Annotated in this window: 20 protein-coding genes and 1 riboswitch; of the genes, 7 read left to right on the top strand and 13 right to left on the bottom strand. The window is 40.7% G+C overall.

Annotated elements, in window-relative coordinates:
* Position 1 precedes the first annotated feature (1 nt).
* From thiS to NST24_RS05870, 5 genes are all read right to left on the bottom strand, one after another.
* On the bottom strand, positions 2-205 hold the full coding sequence (gene thiS, locus NST24_RS05890) for a sulfur carrier protein ThiS (RefSeq protein ID WP_017367025.1): 204 nt from the start codon (positions 203-205) through the stop codon (positions 2-4).
* The gene (gene thiO / locus NST24_RS05885; protein ID WP_268416949.1) at positions 202-1,314 is read right to left on the bottom strand and encodes a glycine oxidase ThiO; all 1,113 of its coding nucleotides are present in this window, start codon (positions 1,312-1,314) and stop codon (positions 202-204) included. The genes thiS and thiO overlap by 4 nt, the downstream gene beginning before the upstream one ends.
* A complete protein-coding gene (tenI, locus tag NST24_RS05880) occupies positions 1,298-1,915 on the bottom strand; it encodes a thiazole tautomerase TenI (RefSeq protein ID WP_046343188.1) in 618 nt (205 codons plus the stop codon). Before tenI ends, thiO begins: the two co-directional genes overlap by 17 nt.
* Positions 1,890-2,600 (bottom strand): thiaminase II, encoded by a 711-nt coding sequence (gene tenA / locus NST24_RS05875; RefSeq protein WP_017367022.1) that lies wholly within the window; start codon positions 2,598-2,600, stop codon positions 1,890-1,892. The genes tenI and tenA overlap by 26 nt, the downstream gene beginning before the upstream one ends.
* Positions 2,601-2,678: 78 nt before the next feature.
* A riboswitch (TPP riboswitch) is annotated at positions 2,679-2,788 on the bottom strand.
* Positions 2,789-2,841: 53 nt separating this feature from the next.
* On the bottom strand, positions 2,842-4,689 hold the full coding sequence (locus NST24_RS05870) for a monovalent cation:proton antiporter family protein (protein WP_274660968.1): 1,848 nt from the start codon (positions 4,687-4,689) through the stop codon (positions 2,842-2,844).
* Positions 4,690-4,849: 160 nt separating this feature from the next.
* On the opposite strand from NST24_RS05870, the gene prpE reads away from it, so the two are divergent.
* On the top strand, positions 4,850-5,593 hold the full coding sequence (gene prpE / locus NST24_RS05865; protein WP_017359667.1) for a bis(5'-nucleosyl)-tetraphosphatase PrpE: 744 nt from the start codon (positions 4,850-4,852) through the stop codon (positions 5,591-5,593).
* Positions 5,594-5,633: 40 nt separating this feature from the next.
* Here prpE and NST24_RS05860 read toward each other — a convergent pair whose 3' ends face one another.
* The 4 genes from NST24_RS05860 to NST24_RS05845 form a co-directional block, all read right to left on the bottom strand.
* Entirely contained in the window at positions 5,634-6,527 is an 894-nt protein-coding gene (locus NST24_RS05860; RefSeq protein WP_201268126.1) for an RluA family pseudouridine synthase, read from the bottom strand.
* A 17-nt stretch (positions 6,528-6,544) separates the two neighbouring features.
* Entirely contained in the window at positions 6,545-7,345 is an 801-nt protein-coding gene (locus tag NST24_RS05855) for an NAD kinase (protein ID WP_008355343.1), read from the bottom strand.
* Positions 7,346-7,410: 65 nt separating this feature from the next.
* Entirely contained in the window at positions 7,411-8,040 is a 630-nt protein-coding gene (locus NST24_RS05850) for a GTP pyrophosphokinase family protein (RefSeq protein WP_008348457.1), read from the bottom strand.
* Between the two features lie 33 nt (positions 8,041-8,073).
* Positions 8,074-8,439 carry a hypothetical protein gene (locus NST24_RS05845; protein WP_008348459.1) on the bottom strand — a complete coding sequence of 122 codons (366 nt, stop codon included), beginning with the start codon at positions 8,437-8,439 and terminating at the stop codon, positions 8,074-8,076.
* A gap of 217 nt (positions 8,440-8,656) precedes the next feature.
* Here NST24_RS05845 and NST24_RS05840 point away from each other — a divergent pair, with 217 nt between their 5' ends.
* The 5 genes from NST24_RS05840 (at position 8,657) to NST24_RS05820 (ending at position 12,076) form a co-directional block, all read left to right on the top strand.
* The gene (locus NST24_RS05840) at positions 8,657-9,232 is read left to right on the top strand and encodes a CYTH domain-containing protein (protein ID WP_041092056.1); all 576 of its coding nucleotides are present in this window, start codon (positions 8,657-8,659) and stop codon (positions 9,230-9,232) included.
* Between the two features lie 25 nt (positions 9,233-9,257).
* Positions 9,258-10,022 carry a lytic transglycosylase domain-containing protein gene (locus tag NST24_RS05835; protein WP_008348461.1) on the top strand — a complete coding sequence of 255 codons (765 nt, stop codon included), beginning with the start codon at positions 9,258-9,260 and terminating at the stop codon, positions 10,020-10,022.
* 277 nt (positions 10,023-10,299) lie between these two features.
* Complete coding sequence (locus NST24_RS05830) at positions 10,300-10,698, top strand: thiol management oxidoreductase (protein ID WP_342462437.1); 399 nt, start codon at positions 10,300-10,302, stop codon at positions 10,696-10,698.
* A complete protein-coding gene (locus tag NST24_RS05825; RefSeq protein WP_342462436.1) occupies positions 10,695-11,606 on the top strand; it encodes a ClpXP adapter SpxH family protein in 912 nt (303 codons plus the stop codon). The genes NST24_RS05830 and NST24_RS05825 overlap by 4 nt, the downstream gene beginning before the upstream one ends.
* A 296-nt stretch (positions 11,607-11,902) precedes the next feature.
* Positions 11,903-12,076: a hypothetical protein gene (locus NST24_RS05820; RefSeq protein WP_008348466.1), complete on the top strand. Its 174-nt coding sequence runs from the start codon at positions 11,903-11,905 to the stop codon at positions 12,074-12,076.
* A 216-nt stretch (positions 12,077-12,292) separates the two neighbouring features.
* On the opposite strand, the gene pepF is transcribed toward NST24_RS05820, so the two are convergent.
* The 4 genes from pepF to mecA all read right to left on the bottom strand — a co-directional run bounded on the left by pepF (position 12,293) and on the right by mecA (position 17,927).
* On the bottom strand, positions 12,293-14,119 hold the full coding sequence (pepF, locus tag NST24_RS05815; RefSeq protein ID WP_327878665.1) for an oligoendopeptidase F: 1,827 nt from the start codon (positions 14,117-14,119) through the stop codon (positions 12,293-12,295).
* A gap of 214 nt (positions 14,120-14,333) precedes the next feature.
* Positions 14,334-15,494, bottom strand: coding sequence for a competence protein CoiA family protein (locus NST24_RS05810; RefSeq protein ID WP_342462435.1), 1,161 nt, complete (start codon positions 15,492-15,494; stop codon positions 14,334-14,336).
* A 161-nt stretch (positions 15,495-15,655) separates the two neighbouring features.
* The gene (cls, locus tag NST24_RS05805) at positions 15,656-17,176 is read right to left on the bottom strand and encodes a cardiolipin synthase (RefSeq protein ID WP_008348473.1); all 1,521 of its coding nucleotides are present in this window, start codon (positions 17,174-17,176) and stop codon (positions 15,656-15,658) included.
* 85 nt (positions 17,177-17,261) lie between these two features.
* Positions 17,262-17,927, bottom strand: coding sequence for an adaptor protein MecA (gene mecA / locus NST24_RS05800; RefSeq protein WP_008348474.1), 666 nt, complete (start codon positions 17,925-17,927; stop codon positions 17,262-17,264).
* Positions 17,928-18,191: 264 nt separating this feature from the next.
* Between mecA and NST24_RS05795 the strand changes: the two genes are divergently transcribed.
* Entirely contained in the window at positions 18,192-18,857 is a 666-nt protein-coding gene (locus NST24_RS05795; protein ID WP_007499010.1) for a TerC family protein, read from the top strand.
* Positions 18,858-18,896 lie beyond the last annotated feature (39 nt).

Here is an 18,896-nt window from a genome sequence, read left to right as displayed (position 1 = left end):
GTCATCCTCCTCCTACAAAGTGAACGATTTCAATCGTGTCATTTGGTTGAATTTTTACCTGTTGAAAGGCTTCTTTATCTATAATTTCTTGGTTCTTTTCAACGATCACCACTCGGTTTTCAAGTTGATAGGCTGATAGCAGATCAAAAATCGTGCCATTTTCCTTATCGAAATCAACCATTCTTCCATTCAATTGAATTTTCATACGAACAATGCCTCCTTTCGCCCAATACGAAACGCATGAAGCCATTCCTTATTCACAGACTCGCCTACTATCAAGCCGCGAATGATTTCCCCCGTAATTGGCGCAAGTAAAATGCCATTTCGGTAATGTCCCGTTGCAAAAAGAATACGCTCGTCTTCCGGATGTTTTCCGATATAGGGGTGCCGGTCGCTTGTCGCTGGCCGAAGTCCTGCCCAGCATTGATCAATCGGCATCTCTCGAATAGAAGGCATGAGCTGAGATGCTTTGTGAATAACTGCTTCAATACCGCCAAGTGTCGGAACGGCCTGCCAGTCATTCGGTTTCATCGTTGCACCAATCACTAGCTTACCGCTATCCCTTTGAACGATATAACAATGATCATGATAGATGGTGTGTGCAAGCGCTGGACCGTTATTCCAAACAGACACACATTCTCCTTTTACAGGATAGAGAGAATGTGATAACCCCAGTTCTTCTAAAAAACGGCCTGACCATACACCACTTGCTACAGTCAGATGATCACATGTGAAGATGCCTTTAGCTGTACTGACTGTCAATGTTTCTTTCCCCCTCTTCACATCGATAACGGGGGTAAACTCCTTCACATCCGCTCCGTGCCGAACAGCCGCCTGCCAAAAAGCCCTGCACACCGCATATGGCTCGACATGGACATCATCTGCTATCAAGCCTGCTCCTACGATGTCATCTGCTATTTGAGGCATACGTTCTTTTACGCTGCTTGCTTCAAGCCATTCAAATGTGGGCAAATGCTGCATCCGGCAAAGAGCTCGCTTTTCTTGTTCTGTAAAAGCCACCTTCATAATCCCGCCCACTGATGTCCGAATATCAATGCCCGATTCATGCTGAAGGTCGACCGTTAATTTTTCATATAAAGCCTGACTTTGTCTGCCTACTTGAAAGAAAGTATCTTCATCACCTTCTCCTTCAGCATGTGCACCCAGCATGCCAGCAGCCGCACTCGTCGTTTGCTTCCCGATCTCATTTGCCTCAAATAAGACAATCTGCTTTCCTACTTTTGCAAGGTGATAAGCGATCGACATCCCTATGATTCCACCACCAATGATTGCAACATCATAATGCTTGTTCATAAGGATTCTCCTTTCGCTTTTTAGAAAATGTTTGCGCCATTTTGCGCGGCTGAGGATGAGCAAAAATCCCCGACATGACGGCTATTCCCTTTAAATCAACATGCATCAATTCTGGCAGTCGTTCTGGTGTGATTCCACCAATGACAACGACTGGAATGGACAGCGCAGAAGTCATGTCTTCCACAATCTTTATGCCTCTCGCCTGAAGTCCGGGTTTGCATGCGGTATCATACACATGCCCAAACATGACATACTCTGCCCCGTTCTTCTCTGCTGCTTTGGCTTCTTCTATCGAATGAACCGATACCCCCGCATGGAGGTGAGGAAATTTTTGTCTTAATTCCTTTGGCGAAAAGCTGTGTCCTGGAAGATGAACCCGGTGAATATTGGTCAGCAGCGCAACGTCAACTCGGTCATTTATAATCAGCTTTTCTTTCGGAACACCTTCTGCTAGGAGTTGTTTCACGAGGTGAACCAGCTCACCTGCTGCCTTCGATCGTTCACGAATATGAATAAAGTCTACTTCAGACGCAATGTCTTTTATTTGCTTGATGAGCTCCCTGACAGGAAGCGTATCATTTGTCACTGCATGGAGTTCCATTTGCACCAACCCCATCTAAGCATGCTGTTTGCCACATTTCTTTTTCATACGCCATCTCCCAGAAATGGTATTCGTAATAGCTCGAAATCACGAAATTTTCTTTCATATTAGCCCGCACATGTTCTGGCGCTTTTTCTGCAAGTTCATCAAAACGGTTCACCTGTTCAAAAACAAGCTCTTTAAACCAATCCCCGCCATATGTCAAAATCCATTCTTGATAAATCGGATGGTCAGGCGTTGTTTGTTTCAGTTTTTCTCCTACCTCATAATAAAGCCAGTAGCACGGCAATAATGCGGCTAAAATTTCTTCAAAACGACCGCTTTTCACAGATCGGTACATATGCGAGGTATATGCATAAGCAGTTGGAGAAGGTTTAAAGTTTGCCAGCGCTTCATCAGAGATCTGGAGCAGTTCTGTGAACTTTCTATGCAGTGATAGCTCTGCTTCATACGTACCCTGCGCATGATATGCCATTCTGCCTGTCGTATGTAAGTCCTCACTAATAGCGGCTCCATACGATTGTACTTTTGCAAAATGAGTTAAATAGTACGAATCCTGCATCACATAATAAGTGAAACGATCGAGTGAAAGTGTGCCATCACCAATCCCTTTCACAAAAGGGTGTGTAAAGCTCCCATTCCACCATCTAGCTGCTGCTTCTTTACATTCGTTCGAAAATGTCATGTTCCTCTCCTCCTGTTTTTCCATATAAAAAAACCACTTTCCGCGTGGAAAGTGGTTTGGAATTTGTAAAAAGCATAGTCAAACACCGCACCACTTCCCTACGCAGGTATGAACCTGTTCAGGTAATGAGGGTCTAAAAGTCTACACTTTTATCTCAGCCCTTTTAAAGGACTCCCCTAGTGGATCAAACATATATTGTTGTACCTCTATCTTAATCAGGATTTGTTCATCGGTCAAGGGTTCATTGCAACTCTAATTGGGCTCTAAGTCCTGCCACATACTCCCGGGAGCCAGACACAAGCACGCGGTCACCGCTTCTAAGCGTCGTATCCCCATGCGGTACTAAGCTGTCAATTCCTCTAAAAATACGGACAAACACCAAATCGCCGGTAAAAGGAAATTCCCTCAGCATGACATTATGATACCGATGATTGTTCATTTGAATTTGATACAAAGAAGAATCCTCATTTGTTAACAAGCGAATCGCATCAGGTGCTTCAATCAATGCCCTCAGCACCGTTTTAGATGATAAGAAGTTAGAAAAGGTATCGATCCCTGCTTCCTTTAAAGTCAGCTCGGTTTCCGCTTTGTTAACACTTGCAATGACTTGTTTAGACCCTTCTTCTTTTGCAAATAAAGCAATTTCCTTATTTTTCGTTTCACTGCCTGTAGCCACAACGAGCACATCCTCTTGCCCGATGCCAGCCTGCCTGAGCGTATCATCGTCATATTGTTCAATCGCTTCAACTTCAAAGATGGAGTCAGCAAGCAAGGCTTCTTTATTTTCCTGAAAGACGTGTAAAATACGGATGTCATATTCATCCTGATGCAAATCAAGCGTCACAGGTAACGTCAGCTGATTCGCTCCAATAAACGTCACACGCTTTTTATGATTGGTTTCACGTTCTTGTTTAAATAACGCCTTAAACCAAACAGGTGTTAAAACACTCGTGAGCACAGCGACTAGAATAAGGGCTCCTGACATTTTATGATCAATGACACCAAGCCGCTCACCAATCGTTGCAGCCGCAATAACTAGGGATAACGTCGAGGTTAATAAAAAACCAGAACCGATAACTTTTTTCATGTCATACCATTTTTTTAAATAAAGAATCGGAACGAGTTTACTAAGCAATAATGCGATAAACAGCAGCGGAATCATGATCATGATGGTTGGATCTTTAAAGAGTGACCATATATTCAGGTCCACACCGACCATCACAAAAAAGATCGGAATTAAAAATCCATAGCCAAACGAGTCCAGCTGCTGTACGAGCTCTTTATTAGGCGAAAGAAGAGACACAAGCACACCTGCTAAAAAAGCCCCAAGAATATTTTCAGCACCGAGTGATTCAGATAAGGCAACTAAGACTATAATGAGAGTAAAGATGGCTCTTGTCCCAATTTGCACCGTTCCTTTTGACATGGACTGAAAAATGGACTTTGTCTTAAATACCCGGCCAAATAAATAAAGAAGAATACCTGCCGCAAATAATAATAAGAGCAACCACATGTTCCCTGTTCCATCGCCATAAATGGAGGAAAACACAGCAAGTAAAATCATTGTCACCAAATCAGCAATGACGGCTACAAGCAAAATGATTTGACCAATATTCGTCTGCATCAACTTTTCCTCTTTTAAGGTAGGAACCACGACACCCAATGAGATGGTGGAAATAATAAGCGTCATTAAAAAGGCATTTTGAATAAATCCTGCAAGGACAAACGCATAAGACAGGATAAAGGACATACAAAATACGCCAACAAAAATAATGGTCGCTGTTTTAAATGTATTCGGTTCTTTTAAACCATTTGGCAGTTCTCGCGCTTTCTTCTTTGATTCAAAAGAAGAAAAATCTATTTCAAGTCCACTTAAAAACATAAGAAAAATAAAACCTAGCATGGATAACGTATCTAGCCATGCGTCGTGTTCAACAACTAGTTGAAGACCGCTTTTTCCAATGATGAGCCCCATGATGATTTCAGCGACAACGACCGGGATGGTCAGCTTAAATCGGTGCAATAAAATGGGGGTGAAAAAGGCTACAATAATAACGACAACGAGTGATGAAACAGATGTATGCTCCATTGGCTAAAGCCTCCTAACATTCATGTTTAATTTTTAAGTTTTACGTTAAAGCATTGATTCTAACAATTGCGCAAATGAAATGAAAGCCATTCGTTATATTTTCTAAAATTCAAACTTCTTTATATCCGATCAATGGATGAAAAAATCAGGAGGAACCTTTATGAAATTCGATATCATCGGCGATATCCACGGCTGCTACGAAGAGCTGCTTACCCTCATACACAAACTAGGATACGAACTCAAACATGGACTACCTGTCCACCCTGATAAGAGAACACTGGCCCTTGTTGGTGATTTAACAGACCGCGGCCCTCGATCAGTTGCCGTGATGCAATTTGTCATACACGCCTATTCTAAGGGCGCAATCCGCTATGTGCCTGGCAACCATTGTTTTAAGCTGTATCGCTATTTGAAAGGAAATCCCGTAAAATTACTGCATGGCATTGAAACAACGGTGAACGAAATCAAAAACCTGCCGCATGATGAACAAACCATTTTATCACGTGAATTTAAACATTTATTTGAAAAGGCACCGCTTTATGATGTACTGATTCCGAATGAACTGATCATTGCACACGCAGCGATGAAGGAAAAGGATATTGGCAAAAAACCGAACAAACAGATGAGGTCTTATCTATTATTTGGAGCAGTCACCGGAGAAACATGGCCAGACGGTCGACCTGTCAGGAAGGACTGGGCAAAGGAATATCACGGAAAACCATGGATTGTGTACGGGCATACACCCGTAAAAGAACCAAGATTTATCGGTAGAACGGTTAACATTGATACAGGCTGCGTCTTTGGCCACAAGCTCTCTGCCCTTAGATATCCAGAGCTTGAGACAGTATCTGTTCCTTCATCTATGCCATATGACGATTCAAGATTTCAGCATTTCACGCAATAAAAAACCCGGTCCACCATGACAGGTGACCGGGTTTACTTGTTTACTGAAGCAATAATGTCATATCATCCGGCAAAGGAGCCGAAAAGGTCATGGACTCCCCTGTTATCGGATGCGGAAAAACAAGGGTTTCACTATGAAGTGCCTGCCTGCCTATTCTCTCGCTTGTTCCACCATATAGCGTATCTCCAACAAGCGGATGACCAAGGAATTGCATGTGAACACGAATTTGATGAGTTCTTCCCGTTTCAAGGGTAAGGGACACATCAGACATATCTAAATGAGTATGTACCGCCCGCACCGTATAATGTGTTACGGCTTCCTGACCAGATTCATCCACCATTCGTTCAATAATGCTGTCCTCTTTTCGAGCAATTTTTGCTCTAATTGTTCCTTCCTTTTGCGTGATCATGCCATGTGTAATGGCTCTATACGTTCGCTTGACTTCCCCTTTTTTCTGCGCCTTTGATAAAAGGCTGTGTGCAAAGCGATGTTTAGCGACTAACATGACACCAGAAGTATCACGATCAAGACGGTTCACCAAGTGGACAGTCAGCCGAACGGACTGCTCAGCATAATGGTGAAGCACCCCATTTGCAATACTATGCTCAGGGTGCTCTCGAGAAGGAATCGATGGGATATACGGCTTTTTATTCAGCACAAGCACGTGCTCGTCCTCAAATAAAATATCAAGCGGAATGGCCGCAGGTTTTAGCCCTTCACTCACTTTTTCCTCGGGGAATAAAATGGTGAGCCTGTCTCCCTCGCGTAGCTCATATCTCACGGTTACATGCTCTCCATTAATCAGAAGGTCACCGCCATCAAATTTAATATCTGTCAGCATTCGTTTTGAAATGCCAAGATCGATTAAATAGTCCTTCAGCAGCCTGCCTTCTTCTTTGGCTGATATGGTTTTGTTTATCTTAAAGTATTCCAGCGAGAACAACCTCTTTCTTATTCTCCTTTGCCGATAAAGGAATCTTGCACCCTTTTCCAAAACGGAAATGGTCTAAATCGGGCAAACCGGACATTCTCGTCTGCCACTCGGCATTGAATGGATTTCACATCTTTATGCAGCAGCGACAAATGATCTATCGTCACCTGAAAATCCACATCATTAATCGGTTTGATCACACACGTATGGTGGTCGGGCAAAATGAGCGGCGAACCGACCGTTCTAAACACTCTGTTGTTGATTGAAGCCATTTCTGCCAGCTGGATCGCCCTAATGGATGGGTGAATAATAGCCCCGCCAAGTGCCTTATTATAGGCTGTACTGCCAGATGGTGTAGACAAACAAAGACCATCTCCTCTGAATGTTTCAAAAAGCTGACCCCTAATCTCAACATCTGCCACAAGTGTACCTTCCATACTTTTAATCGTACATTCATTCATTGCTAAATATTTTTCTTCCCGGCCCCCATCGTTGTACCTGACGATGACTTCAAGAATCGGATATTCCACAATATGATAAGGCGTTTTGGCAATGGCTAACACAAGCTTTTCTATTTCACTCGGGACCCAGTCCGCATAAAAACCAAGATGGCCTGTATGTACGCCGACAAAAGCGGTTTCGTTCAGACGGTTGCTATACCGGTGAAAAGCGTATAAAAGGGTTCCGTCTCCGCCAACTGTAATGACGAGATCGGGTTCCTCTTCATTTAATTCCATTCCAAAATCCAATAAGTAGGTCTGTATTTTATTTTTAAGTGTGTCAGATACAGAATTCCCTTTCGAAGAAACTGCAAATTTCATGAATTCTTCTCCTTTTCCACCTTGCTGCGACGAGAAAGCAGCATCATATTTGATCAAGCTTAGGCTCAGCTATCGTTTTTCTTTTTCCGGGAAAATGCCACTTGCGCTTCTTGAATTTCCCCTCTGATTTCAGACATCTCATCATCAAGAAGAGATGCTGCCTCAGAAGCTCTTTGAAGGCGCTGCTTGACCTTCTCAGGGATATTCCCGCTATATTTATAATTCAGAGAATGCTCGATGGTCGCCCAAAAGTTCATGGCTAATGTACGGATTTGGATTTCGACGAGGAGCTGCTTCTCTCCATTGATCGTTTGCAGCGGATATAACACAACAAGGTGGTACGAGCGGTATCCGCTTTCTTTATGTTCTGCAATGTAGTCGCGTTTGTCTACAACCACGAAATCTTTTCGTGACTGGAGCATTTTCTTGACGACTTGTATATCTTCTACAAATTGGCACATAATGCGAAGCCCTGCAATATCCTGCATCGTTTCAATCTCATGCATCGGGATGTTTTTACGCTTTGCCTTTTCCAATATGCTGGCAACGGGTTTCACTCGGCCAGTGACAAATTCTACTGGTGAATGGTCATCCTCAAATTCATACAGTTTTCGAATGCCTTTTAGTTTCACTTTTAATTCTTCGACTGCTTGCTTATATGGTGCGAGGAATTGATCCCATTGTTTTTTGTCCATGAAACTTCCCCCAATTCCAAATACCTAATTATTTCAGAGGAATGTGCTCTTCACTTTCTCTTCCATATCTCCGTAATTGGCATTGTCTTTAATATTGTCGATTAAATAGTTTAATTCCTGATGAAGTTGAATGAGTTCTAGTGTTTGCTCTTCCGCCGCCAAATAGACAGGGATTTCACGATTCATTGCTTCTTTTAATGGAGCCCATGTATGTTCTCCTAAAATAAGATACGTAAAAGACTCCTCAGTCTCAAGTATGTAAACGAACGCAAAGTGATCAGAATCAACAAGCATTTGTCCTGATGCTTTTGCTTTTTGAATTTGCTCATCTGACTGGACCGTCAAGATCAGCCTGTCTTCTTTTAAAGTTGCTTCTGTGATTTCAATTCTGTTTTGCATCATGATCTCCTTTACAACAAAGTACAGCTTTATTTTATCATATCAAGTTCAATATTGATAAACCGAACTTTTTGAGAAAATTTGATTTCTCCATTTCATTGTTCATTTTGCCTCATTTAGCATCTATATACGTCTCTTTTTAAGGAATAAATAAGAAAAAAAGAAGCTTTTCATGTACAATAATCATATTTCCTCTAAATGAAAGGTTGATGTCAAAATGGCACAGGAAATTGAGATAGAACTAAAACAATTATTAATGAAAGAAGAATTTGAACAGCTAAAAGATTATTTTCAATTAAAGGACGAGGACTTCCACACTCAAACCAACTATTATTTTGATACACCTCAATTTGATATAAAATCCAAATTCGCTGCATTACGAATGAGAGAAAAAGGCGGGCAGTGGGTCCTCACATTAAAGGAACCGCATGAGATCGGCCTTTTGGAAACTCACCAAACGATCGATCCTCCCGCAAGTCTTGAACATTTCCACCTGCCTGAAGGTGAAGTGGCAGACAGATTAGTACACCTTCACATTCAAAAGGATCAAATCGTGTATTTTGGTTCACTGGAAACGTCAAGAGCAGAAAAAATGATCAAAGAAGGCTTAATTGTTTTGGATCACAGCCGATATTTAACAGTAGAGGACTATGAACTTGAATTTGAAGTGAGCGATTTAGACATTGGACAAGCCGCTTTCACAGCATTGCTTCAGCAATTTCAAATCCCACCAAGACACACGAAAAACAAAGTCGTACGTTTTTATGAAGAAAAAATGAAAACAAAAGAATAGATGAATTCCTTGAAGGAGGAACATGATGAACGTCAATCAACTTCAATCCTTTATGCAGCTTCAAGCACTCAAAACGTTACAATCTGATAATGGACAAACACAACTCACAGCTGGACAAGAATCAAGCGCTGAGACTTCATTCCAGTCGCTGTTGCAAGATTTTTTAGGCGGATCAGAATTATCTCGTCTCCCGCTTTCCATTTCTGCTTTCATGGGATCGGACCCATCAACGTCTCCGAACACGCAATATGCACGCATGAATCCATATTTATCTGCGATAGCGGGCAGTGAACAGCTTCAATCTCAGTCTCTTTATGCAAATGACAGCCAATTGAATACCGCAAATGGTATTGGAAACGTCTTAAATAACAGCTACACACCGCCGCTTCAAAAAGCTGTTTCAGGCTCTTCATCAAAAGAGATTAATCAGATCGTCTCACAAATGGCTCAAAAGCACGGAGTTCCAGAAAAGCTGATCCACGCAGTGATCAAGCAAGAATCCGGTTATCGCACGAATGCTGTCAGCCATGCTGGTGCACTTGGACTGATGCAGCTTATGCCGTCTACTGCTAAATCACTTGGCGTGAACAATGCCTTTGATGCAGCCCAAAACATCGAAGGCGGAACGAAGTATTTAAAACAAATGCTGCAAAAATATAATGGAAATGTCTCACTTGCCTTAGCCGCTTATAACGCAGGCTCAGGGAATGTAGATAAGTACGGAGGCATTCCTCCATTTAAAGAAACACAAAATTATGTAAAGAAAATCACAGCTCAATATTTCGCCTAAACCGAAGAGAATAACCTCTTCGGTTTTTTGTATGTCGCTTTTCACCCTTTTTTGACTGAATGTGTTATGATATGGTCAATTGAACACGGACCCTGTCTCCCTCACTATTCCCAAAGGACCAAAGCGGTTTGTTTGTGGAATTGAGTAGAGGTTGTTAAAATAAGTATACAAGAATAGAAACAACAAAATAGAACAAACTGAATATCACTTTTGAAATACATGAAATTCGCAATAGGGTGAGCCATCCTATTAGCTACGAGTTAAAGGAGTAGTCAACATGGTACAATCGTTTAACGCACCTTACGAAGCGGTTGGAGAGGAACTTCTATCGCAACTTGTTGATACTTTTTATGAAAATGTAAAGTGTCATCCTTTGCTTCATCCTATTTTCCCGGATGACTTAAAAGAAACAGCAAGAAAACAAAAACAGTTCTTAACTCAATATTTAGGCGGACCGCCGCTTTATACTGAGGAGCATGGTCACCCAATGCTACGGGCGAGACATCTCCCTTTTCCGATTACTGAGAAGCGGGCGGACGCATGGCTTGAATGCATGGAGGATGCAATGGATCAAGTAGGACTAACCGGCGATATTCGTGACTTTTTATTTGAGCGGCTGTCTTTGACGGCTCGTCACATGGTCAACCAAATACCTGAAAAGGACGGACGATCTTGAGCTGCAATCCGCATGAGCAATATTTCTCACATTGTCACGGACATCCTCAAAAGCCGATTGAAATCTATGTATTCATTGATCCTCTCAGCCCGGACTGCTGGTTATTAGAGCCATCAATTAAAAAGTTGAAAATGAAATATGGCCGTTTCTTCACTTTACGAACGGTTACAAGTTCTAGTATTAATGCTTTGAACCGGAAACGAAAAAAACATTTACTAACCGAAGCGTGGGGGAAATTTGCCACGAAAACTCAGACCAAAAAAGAACAAATGCTGTCTGAACAAATTGTGACATCACCTTATCTCGCCTCTCTTGCATTAAAAGCAGCTGAACTTCAAGGCAGAAAATGCGGAATGAAATTTTTACGACTCATTCAAGAATCACTTTTTTGCCATCAGCAGGACGTCACCAGTGAACAAGTCTTGCTAGAAAATGCAAAAACGGCTGGACTGGACATTGAAGAGTTCCAGCGAGATATCCATTCTCAAAGTGCTGTCAAAGCGCTCCAATGTGATATGAAAATCGCAGCTGAAATGGATGTGTCTGAGCTTCCCACTTTCGCCTTTTTTAATACGATAAATGGTGAAGAAGGATTAAAGATTTCAGGTGCATATTCTTATGATATTTACGAGGAAATTCTCTTTGAAATGATTGGCGAAAAACCAACACCTTCAGAACGACCGCCAATTGAATGGTTTATCGCTTACTTTCAATTTGCATCAGCAAAAGAAATTGCCGTTGTATATGACCTGACCCTTGAAGAAGTTGAACGCGAGATGAAAAAGCTCGCATTCGCTAAAAAGGTAGAACGTGTACAAGTACATCAGGAAATGTTTTGGCGTTATACAGAAGGAGACAATCATCCAGATCTTGATGTCTACCGCTGTGAGAATGAACATGGGTGCTGACCCATGTTTTTTTCTTCACCTCCAAAAGAACACTTGTTCTATTGATAAGTACGAAGAAACCGCGCCGGGATAAGCGCGGTTTCACTATGTCTTAACGACAACAAAGGGGATGGGAGAAATTTTTCACGGTCAAACAAAGGGGTAATGTTTGTATGTGATTAATTTCACATCTGTAGTATATCAAATTTTGTCGACTTATGACAACCGATATACTATATGTTCATATTTTTGTCACAAAACATAAGAGGACTGTCACTTTCATATAGTGAAAGTAACAAAAAAATGGGGGGATCTGCATGCGCAGCACAACCATTGGACTTGTTGCCATTGGCTTATGTTTCTGTTTAAATATATTAGGCTTAATGAAGATGCTGCCTCTTTACCTGACGTCTCCACTCCTATTCGCTTCCATTCTCTTTACACTCTATCGAATGAATCACCGGAAAACCTTCAAAGGATTTAAAGCGTAATACAAACCTCGTTCATATAGACGAGGTCTAGCGTGTAGGCAAACCCTCGCATTCGGTGTCAGTCCTGCAAAGGTTTTCTATCACGCTAAAAAGAAGTCAAAGGGCTAAAATCAAGTTCATTTTAGCCCTTTGTCAACAATCTGGTCTTTTTATTTCAAGAAAAAACTCCTGCCAAAAGGTGAGTTTGCACTCACACATCTGACAGAAGTCTTCTCGTTACTCACCAGTCTTTGAGATGAGCTCTTCCATTTCCTTTAATTTTTCTTCAAACAATTGACATGCTGCCTCAATTGGCTCTTTCGATGCCATATCTACACCAGCTTTTTTCAGCACGTTGATTGGATAGTCAGAGCTTCCTGCTTTAAGGAAGTCTGTATAACGCTCCACCGCAGGTTTCCCTTCTTCTAAAATTTGTTTACTTAATGCCTGAGCCGCACTATAGCCTGTCGCATATTGATACACATAATAGTTGTAATAGAAATGCGGAATTCGCGTCCATTCTAATCCGATTTCCTTATCCACAACCATACCTTCGCCAAAATACTTCTTATTCAGGTCGTAATACAGGTTCGTCATAAACTCTGGCGTTAATGCCTCCCCTTCTTGCGCTTTCACATGAATCAGGTGCTCGAACTCTGCAAACATCGTTTGTCTGAATACCGTCCCTCTAAATCCTTCTAACAAATGATTGAGCACATACAAGCGCTGCTTTTTGTCCTCTAAATGATTCAGTAAGTATTCACCTAGTAATGCTTCATTTGTTGTAGAAGCTACTTCCGCTACAAAAATACTGTAGTTTCCGTACGGATATGGCTGATGCTTTCTTGTATAGTAGCTATGAACAGAGTGACCAAATTCATGAGCCAGTGTAAATAAATTATCAATATTATTTTGCCAGTTCATTAAGATATAAGGATTCGTACCATAGCTTCCAGAAGAATACGCACCGCTTCGTTTCCCTTTATTCTCATAAACGTCTACCCAGCGATTTTCGAGTCCCTCTTTTAATACCGAAACATATTCTTCTCCTAATGGCGCTAACCCTTTCAGCATATAATCCTTTGCTTCATCATAGGTCAGCTTCATGCCAGCATCTTTTACTAATGGTGTATACAAGTCATAATTGTGCACTTCATCAAGCTTTAATACCTTTTTACGCAATTCAATGTAGCGGTGTAATAACGGTAAATATTGATGAACTGTATCAATTAGATTGTCATACACTTCTTCAGGAATACTGTTGCGTGATAACGCTGCTTCTCTTGCAGATTTGTAATGACGTACTTTCGCATAAAAATTATCCTTTTTAATCGAGCCGCTGAGTGTAGACGCCAAAGTATTCTTATATTGATCATACGTTTTATAAACGGCTTTAAAAGCATTCTTTCTCACTTCACGATCATCACTGTTTAAAAAGGTAATGAAGTTGCCATGAGTAATTTTCTTTTCTTCTCCATTTTCATCCTTAACAGAAGGGAACGAAATATCTGCATTATTAAACATACTAAACGTAGTGGATGATGTTGATAAAGGTTCAGAGGCTTCAGCTAATAAAGCTTCTTGCTCCTCACTTAAAATATGCGGACGCTCTTTGTTAATTTCTTCGAGAGCGTGAGAATAAAGTTTTAATTCTTCTTTTTCCAAAATAAATTGCTGCAGCTTATCTTCTTGAATAGATAAAATTTCCGGAACAATATAGGAAGATGTACTAGACAGCTGTGTAAATAAATTGGATGCTTTATCATTTAAAGCCTGAAATGATGAATTTGTTGTATCTTCATCGTATTTCATGTGCGCATATGTATAAAGCTTACCAAGCTTTTCAGAAAGTTGATCCTGAAATGTTAGGGCTTCATACAAGACATCAGCAGAATGGGCCAGCTTGCCTTTAAATTGGGCGAGCTTCGGAATTTCTTTTTTTACAGCTTCGAATTCCTTATTCCAAGAATCGACACTTTCAAAAATATCTTCAAGGCGCCATTTGTTTTCTTCTTTTACTTCGCTTCTGTCTGGTAAATGATTGTTGTTATTTTGTGAAGTCATATGAATCCCCCTTGCATGAGTTGTGTTGAACCAACCTTTCGGAAAGTGAAAGAAATTGGTGTTGTATTTATCTTCTTTGTTTTGAACTATATTTGTCAAATCATATGCAGAAATAAATACCAAACAAACTAAAAAAATGAGAAAAAAGCGTTTCTTTCTATTCAATAGCAGCACCACCTTTTTCTTATCATGATCAAAGTGGGCATGAAACATGCTAATGAAATAAGAAAGCATCTCGTTTTATCGCTTCCTCTGCTGTTTGTATAGGCTTTTGATTCGACGTTACTTGATAATTACCCTCTTTCGTCATGTATAAAAACCCTAGATTCACAAGCGCCCGTACATATGAAATGATCACCCCTTTGATTTCTTCTATTGTGACATTGGTATATCGGAGCTTCACTTCTTTATTCTGGACACATCGCTTAATTTCTTTTAAAAGTAGATGAATGGTCACTTGTTCTTTTCCCTTTCTAACCATCCAATCATAAAGACATCCTTGCCACACATAAACAGGGCTTGAAAAGATATATGCTTCTGTCAGGGGGATAAATAATTCTGTCGGTAGAAATGGCCATGCTGTTTGATGATGCTCATAAAAAATGGTTCTTAAACGCTTGCTTTCATTTGCTAAAATGCGGGGTGGCCGCTCCCTAAATTGCCGAATACACTTGAGCCACTCTTTATACAATTGATGATTGCTCGAGGAAACAGATAAGAGTGCTGGTAGTTGGCGATAAGCTGAAGGCGGTCTAACGGTCATTGAGGCACATATTTTCGTTGGCTGAAACACGAGAAGTTGATCCAGGTGGATGAATCTATTTTGGATCGGACAATAAAAAATGAGTCTCCTATTCTTTGACTGCCTTAAAATTCCCCAATGAATGGAGGAGAATGAAAAGAGCTGGCCAGCCATTCGTTTTAAACGATTCGCCCCTATGATCCATATAGGATAGAGCCCCGCAGCTTGGAGACCTTCCGTTCGTTTATGTAGCTCTTTCCACGAAATATTTGCACATTGAAATTCGATGGCATAGCTTTTATTTTCTATAGCAACGGTCACATCAGGGCGCTGCTGAATGTTTGAAACATATTTCTCTAGTAACGGCTCATATCCAAGCTGCGTGAGCCAATCCTTAAGAGCCATTTTCCCTGCCTGATGATAAGCTGTTTCACCGGTGGACGCTAATGGACATGCCGAGAGCTGTTTATGTGCAAAATGATGGACACGATGCTCACCTAGCTTTAATAGAACCTCCTGCCTACATTCAGGACAGTAAAATTTGCACGTAGCTCTTACATGCTCTAGCCGCCTTTTAGTCAGATGTTGTGTGATGCGAACCAGCTTGCCATTCTCCATGATCGCTGCATTCATATATTTCGCCCCTTGCTCTTTGATGACCGTATTATAGCTTTTTCTCTCACAAGAAAGCGAATATGGAAAATGAACTTTTACCGTGTCAAAACACGATTTCAACCTGCTTTCCCTTAGTAAAATCAAAAATCCCCCTTTTAGAAAAGGGGGAAATACAATTTTTATAAAAGTGGTGATAATAATCTTGCTGTTGATTCAAACAGCCTCACCCTCAAAGGTCTCTTCGCAAATTCTTCTGGAACAATTTCATGTGACTGCTCTAAATCACCTAAGAAATCGTTGACCAGCTTCTCTGTGCTTTTTGTTTTATAGAGGAAAGCATTCACTTCAAAGTTCAGATGAAAACTTCTCATATCCATATTTGCTGTACCAATTGAAGCTAGCTCACTATCCACAATGATAAACTTACTATGCATAAAGCCTTGATCATATTCGTATACCTTCGCACCTGCTTCTAAAAGTTCGGGGAAGTATGAACGGGACGCATGAAATACGATGCGTTTATCTGGATTTTTCGGCGCAATGATTCGCACATCGACTCCGCTCAACGCAGCAATTTTCAGTGCGGACAAAATATCATCATCAGGTACAAAATAAGGTGAAGCAATCCAAATTGATTTTTTGGCGGAGATAATCATGGAGAAAAAGAGATTTTTAATGACTTCCCACTGTTTATCAGGACCACCCGCAATCATTTGTACGCCTTCTGCTCGACTCTCCATATGGCTGAAATCTTTAAAATAATCCACACCCGAGCATCTTTCATTGGTCATGTAATACCAATCCTGCATAAAAATCTGCTGCAAATCACGAACGGCCTCACCTTTAATCATCAGGTGGGTATCACGCCAAAATCCATATTGTCTGCTTCTGCCCATATATTCGTCCCCAATGTTAAGTCCGCCGACAAATCCTACTTCTCCATCAATCACCACGATTTTCCGGTGATTTCGGAAATTGATTTTATTATTTAATAAGGGCAGTCTCACTGGTAAAAACGGAACGATCTGCACGCCAGCCTTTTCTAAGTCAGCAATATATTGACGGGAGAGTTTTAGGCTGCCTACATCATCATATAAAAAGCGGACAATCACACCACTTTTTGCTTTCTCGATTAAAATGTCCTTTAATTCTTGTCCCAGATCATCATGACGGAGAATATAATATTCTAGATGAATGTGATGTGTTGCTTTTTTGATCTCTTCAAAAATATGAGAGAACGTTTCTTCTCCATTGGTCAGAACTTTAGAGGATGTGCGATACGTAATAGGGGTATGTCCAAGTCTGTGGGCCAGCTTAAATAAGAGCTGCTGATGGTCACCCATATGAGTCATTTTTTCAATTGCTTCTCTGTGGATACGTTCATCTTCCTGGACAAGCTGTTCATCCAGTACCGCTTTCTTTTCAAAAAGTCTGCGCTTTTTAATATTGCGTCCAAAGAAAATATAAAACAAAAACCCGAAAAGCGGAAAGCTCCCAAGCAGCACAAGCCACGTAATCGTTTGAGAGGGATTTCTGTTTTCTAAGAAAATGACAAACCCGATGAAGATAATCGATAAAGTGAATAGAACACTGACGGAACTTAATACACTTACCGCTAGATCACCGGCAAAAATTTGGATAATCAAATAAGCACCTATCGTAATGATAAGAAAAAATAGAACTTTGACTACATTTCTCATTTCATTTTCTCCTTGCCGATCACTTTATTTACTTTTTCATTCAGATAAAAAAGTCGATTCCTCTATAGAAATCGACTTTTGGTTGTTACGAGAAGTGCTGTTGAATCGTTTCAAGCGCATTCTCTTTGACAATCAGCTGACCGTATTCTTGCAGTCTGTAGATGCTGACCACTGATTCATGAGCATATTCAAGCAGAATACTAAGCTTATTCTCCACCTGCTCATCTGACAAATCCTCGTGGAAGTCAACATATAGATAATAACGGTTTTCAAACGAATATAAACTTGTCGTAAAATCCTGCATATTTAATTGAGAAAGTGCAATCAAATCTTCAAAGTCATCCATTTTCAATACGAACTGAAGTTGAAGTTTTTTGTCCTTCTCATTATGATCTTCTTGATCTTGCTCTTCTTTATGAAAATCATCAAGCAGAGCATCTAAACTTTCTTCATCTGTTTGATCTTTTTTATCTTCTGGAATCGGCAATTCGAGCTTTTGTCCATCTTTAGAAAGTTGGGCTTTTGTCACGACAATTTCAAGACCTTTATCAAGTGCCTGTACTTGAATCCAAAGTGGCCCCTCTACTGCAAATTCTTCTTCTTCGTGCACTTCGTCCATCACTTCCCAGAACAGCTCTTCACTGCGCTCACGATTATACCAAATCTCTTCACGGTCAAAACCGCGATCTTCAATATCACCGTAGGAAATATAAAATTTGACTGTATGTTCATTTATTCTTTCGATTTCCATTTTGCCAACCTTCCCTTCTATATAAGATGTTGAAGGGACATACAAGCTCCCAATTAATAGTACTTTACTACACTTTACCCGTTCCGTCTACATGTTAACCATTTAAAGAAATGAGGTATTGCTGTGTACTGTCTATTTTATGATAAAACATGAATAAAAGAAATAAAAACGCATTTTTTGCAGAGAAAACTTGCAGAAACATATATTTGAATTGTCCTCATATATTGGTTGTACGAGCTATTTTAGTGAAATGAGGTGAACTGGATGGAAACAGAGTGGATCGTATCCTTACTGATGATTATTGGCATAGACCTCATATTAGGCGGAGATAATGCATTAATCATTGCGATGGCCAGTCGAAGCTTATCAAATGAAAAACGAAACAAAGCCATATGGATCGGCACACTTTTGGCAGTGCTGATGAGAATCACCATGACTGGTGCTGCCGTTTATTTATTGACCATCCCCTATTTGCAATTTATCGGCGGTCTCTTTCTCCTTTATATAGGATACAATTTGTTAATTGAACAAAAGAAAGAATCCATTCGGATTAAAAGCAGCGGCTCCCTTTGGCGTGCTGTTCAGACCATCGTGATTGCAGATCTTTTTATGTCACTTGATAATGTGATCGCTGTTGCAGGGGCAGCTAAGGGGAACATGGTGCTCACTGCCTTTGGCTTAATGATTTCAGTTCCGATTATTATTTGGGGGAGTAAGCTGATTCATGCAGCACTAACCAAGTTTCCGATTCTTTTATACGGAGGGAGTGCCCTTTTAGCTTTTACTGGCGGAGAAATGATTGTCCGTGATGTAAAACTGAATGAATTTATGGCGCAGCATACAACACTTGAATTGTTGCTTCCTTTTTTAACCGTCGCAACCGTTATTTTAGCCAGTCTCTTTTACGAACAAACGGCTGAAAATAAATAAAAAAAGCTGCCAAATGATCGGCAGCTTTTCGTGTTGTCT

Origin of the sequence: Bacillus sp. FSL R5-0286, assembly GCF_038593245.1 — a bacterium.
GTDB classification, from domain to species: domain Bacteria; phylum Bacillota; class Bacilli; order Bacillales; family Bacillaceae; genus Bacillus; species Bacillus altitudinis.
Note: the sequence above shows the minus strand (reverse complement) of the source record. Positions and strands in the feature narration are given on the sequence as shown.